The sequence below is a fragment of the Modestobacter sp. KNN46-3 genome, from assembly GCF_011039295.1.
The window spans coordinates 41,349-48,127 of record NZ_JAAKGN010000017.1 but is presented as its reverse complement, the minus strand read 5'-3'; the positions used below and the strand labels follow the sequence as shown (position 1 = coordinate 48,127).

Sequence of the window (6,779 nt, the reverse complement as noted above, 5' to 3'; positions counted from 1 at the left end):
GCTGATACCGGGCCGCGGGCCGCCCAGAGCCCTCGCCCCCTGACCGACGAGGCGCGCGAGCTGCTCGACGCCCTCCTCGCCCACGACTTCCTCGGCGTCGCCGAGCTGCGGGCCCAGATCGGCCGGGGAGGTGTGGCACCGTGTCGCCGTGCTCGCCCGCCCCTGTGCCCGCCCGCCGGGCCTGCGGTGACGCAGGGCATCCGCAGCCCGGCCGGCCGCCCGACCCCCGCTCGCGGCTTCCACCACCCGGGCCGGGTCATCGCCGGCGCCTTCGCCGTGGCCGTCGCCGTCGGCACCGCGCTGCTGTCGCTGCCCGTCGCCGTCGCCGGCCCCGGTCGCGCCGACCTCCTCACCGCGCTGTTCCACGCCACGTCCGCGGTGTGCGTCACCGGACTGGTCACCGTCGACACCGGCACCTACTGGTCCGGCTTCGGCCAGGCGGTGATCCTGCTGCTCATCCAGGCCGGCGGCCTGGGGATCATGACGCTGGCCACCCTGCTCGCGGTGGTGCTGTCCCGCCGACTGGGGCTGCGCGCCCGGCTGATCGCCCAGGCGGAGACCAAGGCGCTGTCCGCCGCGGACGTCCGCCGGGTCATCCGCAGGGTGGTGCTCTTCAGCCTCGGCGTCGAGGCCGTGGTCGCCGTCGTACTCGGGATCCGGTTCGCCACCGGTTACGACCAGCCGCTGTCGTCGGCGGCCTACTCGGGTGTGTTCCACGCCGTCTCGGCGTTCAACAACGCCGGCTTCGGGCTCAACGCCGACAGCCTCGTGCAGTACGTGGCCGACCCGTGGATCAGCCTGACGATCTGCGCCGCCGTCATCCTGGGCGGCCTGGGCTTCCCGGTGGTCTTCGAGCTGGCCCGCGAGTGGCGGACGCCGAAGAGCTGGTCGGTGCTTACCCGGATCACCGTCATCGTCACCGTCGTCCTGCTCGTCGGCGGGACCCTGCTGTTCCTGGTCGCCGAGGGCGGCAACCCCGGGACCCTCGGCCGACTGGGCGCCGGGGCGACGTTGCTGGCCGCGTTCACCGCGGCGGTGATGCCGCGCACCGCCGGGTTCAACAACCTCGACATCGCCGCCTACCAGCCCGAGACTCTGCTGCTCACCGACGCGCTGATGTTCATCGGCGGCGGCAGCGCCGGGACCGCCGGCGGCATCAAGGTGACCACCTTCGGCCTGCTGGCCTACGTCCTGTGGGCGGAGATGCGCGGTGACCCCGACGTCGAGGTCGGCCGTCGCCGGGTGCCGAGCACCAACCAGCGCCAGGCGCTGGCGATCGCACTGCTCGGCATCGGCGTGGTCGCCGTCTCCACCTTCGTCATGGAGGCCCTCACCGACTTCAGCTTCGACGTGGTGCTCTTCGAGGTCGTCTCCGCCTTCTCCACCGTCGGCCTGTCCACCGGCATCACCGCCGACGTCCCGCCAGCGGGGCAGGTGCTGCTCGTGCTGCTCATGTACATCGGCCGGATCGGGCCGCTCACCCTGGCGTCGGGGCTCGCGCTCCGCGACCGCGGCCGCCGGCACCAGCTCCCCGAGGAGAGGACCATCGTTGGCTAGCCACAAGGACCCCGTCGCCGTGCTCGGCCTGGGTCGGTTCGGCACCGCACTCGCCCTGGAGCTGGCCCGCGGCGGCACCGAGGTGCTCGCCGTGGACAACCGGCCCGACATCGTCCAGCGACTGTCCGGGCAGCTGGGCCAGGTCGTCATCGCCGACTCCACCGACGCCGACGCGCTGAGCGAGATCGGCATCGCCGACTTCAGCCGCGTCGTCGTGGCCATCGGCGGCCACCTCGAGGCCAGCATCCTCACCACCGCGCTGCTGTCCGAGCTCGAGGTCCCCGACATCTGGGCCAAGGCCGTGACCCGGCAGCAGGCGACCATCCTGAGCCGCATCGGCGCCCATCACGTCGTCTTCCCCGAGCAGGAGATGGGCGAACGGATCGCGCACCTGGTCGCCGGCCGGCTGCTGGACTGGGTGGAGCTGGACCCGCAGTGGGTCTTCGCCAAGACCAAGCCGCCGAGGGAGATCGTCGGCGTCCCGCTCGGCCAGACCGGCCTGCGGAAGAAGCACCACGTCACCGTGGTGTCGGTGAAGCCGGAGAACACGGCGAGCTACACGCACGCCGGCTACGACACCGTGCTCACCTACGGCGCGGAGATCGTCATCGCCGGCCGGCCGGTCGACGTGGAGCGCTTCGTCGAGCTGCAGTGACCAGCTGGTGCCCCCGGCAGGATTCGAACCTGCGGCACACGGTTTAGGAAACCGATGCTCTATCCCCTGAGCTACGGGGGCTGCGGCGGTGCGGCTGCACCACCACCGGGCCGCTGCGCGCGGGCCGGTTGCCGACGAGAGGGTATCGGACGACCGAGGGGCCCGACGGCAGGCGCCGTCGGGCCCCTCGGGTGTGTGCTCCGGTCGCTCAGCGAGCGGCGGTGCGCACCGATCAGGCCTGCAGGGACTCCATGAAGTCCGGGTTCTCCTCGAGCCAGGCGTCGACGGCCTCGTCGTACCGGCCCTCGCCGTACTCGTTGACGACCATGTTCTCCAGCGAGCCGTACTGCTCGTCGGTGAGGGTCGCGTTCTCCATCATCGACGCCACGTCGGCGCAGTCGGCGGAGAAGCCCTCACGGGCCAGTGTGTGCAGACCCTCGGACCCGCCCAGTGCGCCCTCGGGGTCGGCCAGGTCCTTGACCGGGAACTCGCTGTTGGCCCAGAACGGGCGCCACAGGGTGACGACGATGTCCTCGTTGGCGTCGGTCGCCGCCTGCAGCTCGGCCAGCATCGCGGTGGTGGAGGACTCGACCAGCGTGTAGTCCTCCTCCAGCCCGTAGGTCGGCATGACGCTGTCCTTGGTGGTGGCGGTGAGGCCCGCACCAGGCTCGATGCCGACGATCCGGCCGTCGAACATCTCGGCGTTGCCGGCCAGGTCGGCGATCGACTCGATGTCGGTGTACTCCGGGACGGCGAAGGTCAGCTTCGCGCCCTCGTACCAGGCACCGAGGTCCTCGAGCTGGTCGCCGTACTCCTCCATGTAGGCCGCGTGCGTGACCTCGGACCAGGCGGACGGGTAGACGTCGACGTCGCCCCCGGCCAGGCCGGCGTACAACGGAGCCGCCTCGGAGATCTCGGTCATCTCGACCTCGATGCCCTGCTCGCCGAGGACGCTGTCCCACAGGTGGGCCATGCTCAGGCCGTCGGTCCAGGAGGGGATGAAGCCCAGGTTGACGGTCTCGCAGCCGCTGCCGGACGACGTCCCACCGGCGGCGGTGGTCTCCTCCTCGGCGTCCCCACCGCAGGCGGTGGCGGTGAGGGCGACGGCGGCGAGTCCGGCGGCGAGACGCGCGCCTCGGGTGGTCAGGTGCTTGTTCATGTGGTCGTTCCTCTCCTACATCTGGTGGCGGTCGACTGCCCCGCGCACCGTTGGTGCTCCGGCTCCGCGGCAACGGCCCGGGAGGGCCGCGCCGGTCGGCTACCGGGCAGGTCGGTTCGGTGAGTCCTGGTCGGTCCCGACGGGCATGACCGCGTCGGCGGACCGGCTGCTGGCGCCGAGGCCAGCCTTGCCGACCGTGCCGCCGCGGCTGAGGAAGGACGGGAAGCCGGACAGCCGCCCGCGCCGCTGGCCGAAGGCGCTGGTCAGCCGGTCGAGGTAGATGGCGAGGATGACGACCGACAGGCCGCCCTCGAAGCCCAGCCCGACGTCGAGCCGGGAGATGCTGGTGACGACGACGCCACCCAGCCCGGCCGCGCCGATCAGCCCGGCGATGACCGCCATGGACAGCGCCAGCATGATCACCTGGTTGACCCCGGCCATGATCGTCGGCAGGGCGAGCGGCAGCTGGATGCCGCGCAGGATCTTCCCGGGCGGGCTCCCGAAGGCGTGTCCGGCCTCCACCAGCTCCGGGTCGACCTGCCGGATGCCCAGCTCGGTGAGCCGGATGGCGGGCGGCATGGCGAAGATGATCGTGGTCACGACGCCCGGGACGAGGCCGATGCCGAAGAAGGTCACCGCAGGCACGAGGTAGACGAACGCCGGCATCGTCTGCATGAAGTCGAGCACCGGTCGGAGGACGGCGCTGACCCGGTCGCTCTTGGCGGCCGACACCCCGATCGGGATGCCGATGGCGACCGCGATGACCGCGGACACCAGCACCAGTGCCAGCGTCGCCATGGCCGGCTCCCACATCCGCATGCTGATCAGCAGCAGCAGGCCCAGCAGCGAGACGACGGCGAAGCGCACCGACCGCACGACGCCACCGAGCACGGCCAGCAGCACGGCCAGCAGGATCGACGGGGGGAAGAGCAGCGCGTCCCGCAGCCCCTCCACACCGGTCTCGGTACCGGCGCTGATCAGGTCGAAGACCGGGGAGAAGTTCTCGGTGACCCAGTCGAAGCCGGTGTCGATCCAGTCGCCCACCGGGATCTGCGGCAGGGCGCCGTCCTCGGCGGCCCGGAGCACGGTCTCAGCCACGGATGATCTCCTTTGTCGCCACAGCGGTGGCGCCCACCGGGTCGGCCGGTGCAGGCGCGGCGGACGGCACGGGGCGCGGCACGCCCCCCAGGGCAGCCAGGACCGCGCCTCGGGGCACCACCCCCAGCAGCCGGCCGGCGTCGTCCACGACGGTCACCGGCACCTCGTCCTGGGCGGCGGGGGCGAGCAGCTCGCTCAGCGTCGTGGTCGCCCGGACGTCGACCGGAGGCAGCAGGGCGAGCCCGGCCAGTGACGGTGCCCCGGTCGCGACGGCGGCCCGGACGGCGTCCTCGGTGGCCACGCCGGCCACCCGGCCGTCGCCGTCCCCGACGAGCACGGAACCGGAGCGGTGGTCCTGCATCGCCTGCAGCACCTGCGCGGGCGCAGCCGTCGGGGAGACCAGCGTGGGGGCCTCGACCATCACGTGCCGGGCGGTGAACACCCGCCCACGGTCGACGTCGGCGAGGAACTGGCGGACGTAGTCGTCGGCCGGGGTCTCGAGGATCTGGTCGGGCGTGCCGATCTGCACGATCCGCCCGTCGCGCATGATCGCGATCCGGTCACCGAGGCGCATGGCCTCGTTGAGGTCGTGGGTGATGAAGACGATCGTCTTGCCCAGCGAGGCCTGCAGCTCCAGCAGCTGGTCCTGCATCTCGCGGCGGATCAACGGGTCCAGCGCGCTGAACGCCTCGTCCATCAGCAGCAGGTCGGTGTCGGCGGCGAGCGCGCGGGCCAGGCCGACCCGCTGCTTCATGCCACCGGAGAGCTGCCCCGGCTTCTGGTCGGCCCACTGCTCGAGCCCGACGAGCGCGAGGGCCTCCTGCGCCTTGGCCCGGCGGGTGGCGCGGTCGACGCCGCGCACCTCGAGGGCGTAGGCGGCGTTGTCCAGCACGCTGCGGTGCGGGAAGAGCGCGAAGTGCTGGAACACCATGCTCATCCGCTCCTGCCGGAGCCGGCGCAGCGCCTTGTCGTCCAGCGCGGTCAGCTCGGCGTCGCCCACCCGCACGGTCCCGGCGGTGGCCTCCAGCAGCCCGTTGAGCATCCGCAGCAACGTCGACTTCCCCGAGCCGGACAGCCCCATGACCACGAAGATCTCGCCCGGCTCGACGGTGAAGCTGACGTCGATGACGGCCGGGATCGCGCCGCGCTCCCGCACGTCGGCCACGGAGGCGCCGTCGCGGAGCCGGTCGACCGCCTCGGCGGTGCGCCGGCCGAAGACCTTGAACAACCCCTCGGCATGTACTGCGGGCACGGGCAACCTCTCGTCAGCGGACACGGCCCGGGCCTGGCGGCACGACGAGCAGGCGGGCGACCGCTCCGCGGAGCGATCACCACCTGCCGTGTCGTCCCGCCGGGCGCACCGCTCCTGGAGCGGGCGCCACGGGGCGCGGGTGCGGCTCACCGGCCACGACGCCAGGGCGTCGGCACGCACGTCGCGGTGCGCCGGTCAGCGAGCCGGGGTGGGGCAGGCAGGGCCCGCTCCCATCTCGGAACAGGACGCTAACAGCGGATGGCGGACACAAATGACACTTTCAGCCCATCGGGCAATTCCGTTATGTCGTCGTGACTCGCACGGGGTGTCGAACAGCACAACGACAATTCAGCCGCTCGGTCGAGATCGGCACCGTCCGGTAGGTGTCACCCGCCTGAACTGCGGGTATGTGTACTGGAGCGCGGCCCGAGGGCAACCGAGAAATGTGTTTCCACACTGTCATTGAATCGTCATCAGATCTTCATGTGACACCAGCTGGAGTGCAATTGACCCCCGGCCGATCACCGCATCGGCGACTGTGGTGCGCGTGGGACGGGGAACCTCTGGGGTCCCCGACGCGTGGGAGGAGATGCGGGCGACACCGTGTCGCAACCGTTACCTTGTGTCAGCAGATACGAGCCCCGGCAACGGCGCCGGAGGCGCGGGAGGTGGAGAGCACCGATGGAGATCACGGTTGTCGACGTCCCCGAGCGGGGCCGCTTCGAGATCCGGGACGGCGAGCGAGTCGTCGGCCTGGCCAGCTACCACGTCGACCAGGGCGTGATGACCCTGCCGCACACCGAGATCGACCCGACGATGGGCGGTCGAGGTCTGGGCACCCAGCTGGTGTCCGCCGTCCTCACCGCCGCGCGCGAGCGGGGCCTGCACGTGCTCCCCTACTGCTCGTTCATCCGCAAGTACCTGGTCGACCACCCCGAGCAGCTCGACCTCGTCGCCGAGGCCGACCGGCCCACCTTCGGCCTCGCGCCCGCCCACAGCTGAGCCACCCGGCAGCTGGTCCACCCAGCGGCGCCGGTCGTGGCTTCCTAGGCTCGGTC

Annotated in this window: 6 protein-coding genes and 1 tRNA gene; 3 read left to right on the top strand and 4 right to left on the bottom strand. The window is 71.7% G+C overall.

Annotated elements, in window-relative coordinates:
- Nucleotides 1–1,557, top strand: a 1,557-nt coding sequence (locus G5C62_RS06545) for a TrkH family potassium uptake protein (RefSeq protein WP_206330500.1), incomplete at its 5' end; no start/stop codon positions are given.
- On the top strand, nucleotides 1,550–2,212 hold the full coding sequence (locus tag G5C62_RS06540; protein WP_164700373.1) for a TrkA family potassium uptake protein: 663 nt from the start codon (nucleotides 1,550–1,552) through the stop codon (nucleotides 2,210–2,212). The genes G5C62_RS06545 and G5C62_RS06540, both read left to right, overlap by 8 nt.
- A gap of 5 nt (nucleotides 2,213–2,217) precedes the next feature.
- Here the strand turns inward: G5C62_RS06540 and G5C62_RS06535 are convergent.
- The 4 genes from G5C62_RS06535 to G5C62_RS06520 form a co-directional block, all read right to left on the bottom strand.
- Nucleotides 2,218–2,293, bottom strand: a tRNA-Arg gene (locus G5C62_RS06535).
- A 151-nt stretch (nucleotides 2,294–2,444) separates the two neighbouring features.
- A complete protein-coding gene (locus tag G5C62_RS06530) occupies nucleotides 2,445–3,371 on the bottom strand; it encodes a glycine betaine ABC transporter substrate-binding protein (protein ID WP_164700372.1) in 927 nt (308 codons plus the stop codon).
- Nucleotides 3,372–3,470: 99 nt separating this feature from the next.
- On the bottom strand, nucleotides 3,471–4,469 hold the full coding sequence (locus tag G5C62_RS06525; RefSeq protein WP_164700371.1) for a proline/glycine betaine ABC transporter permease: 999 nt from the start codon (nucleotides 4,467–4,469) through the stop codon (nucleotides 3,471–3,473).
- Nucleotides 4,462–5,721, bottom strand: coding sequence for a glycine betaine/L-proline ABC transporter ATP-binding protein (locus tag G5C62_RS06520; protein ID WP_164700370.1), 1,260 nt, complete (start codon nucleotides 5,719–5,721; stop codon nucleotides 4,462–4,464). Before G5C62_RS06520 ends, G5C62_RS06525 begins: the two co-directional genes overlap by 8 nt.
- 681 nt (nucleotides 5,722–6,402) lie before the next feature.
- Here G5C62_RS06520 and G5C62_RS06515 point away from each other — a divergent pair.
- Nucleotides 6,403–6,723 (top strand): GNAT family N-acetyltransferase, encoded by a 321-nt coding sequence (locus tag G5C62_RS06515; RefSeq protein WP_036334715.1) that lies wholly within the window; start codon nucleotides 6,403–6,405, stop codon nucleotides 6,721–6,723.
- Nucleotides 6,724–6,779 lie beyond the last annotated feature (56 nt).

What these genes read in the sequence shown, in the direction of transcription:
- G5C62_RS06530 (WP_164700372.1), bottom strand. Translation starts at nt 3,371, where the DNA reads ATGAACAAGCACCTGACCACCCGAGGCGCGCGTCTCGCCGCCGGACTC.
- G5C62_RS06515 (WP_036334715.1), top strand. Translation starts at nt 6,403, where the DNA reads ATGGAGATCACGGTTGTCGACGTCCCCGAGCGGGGCCGCTTCGAGATC.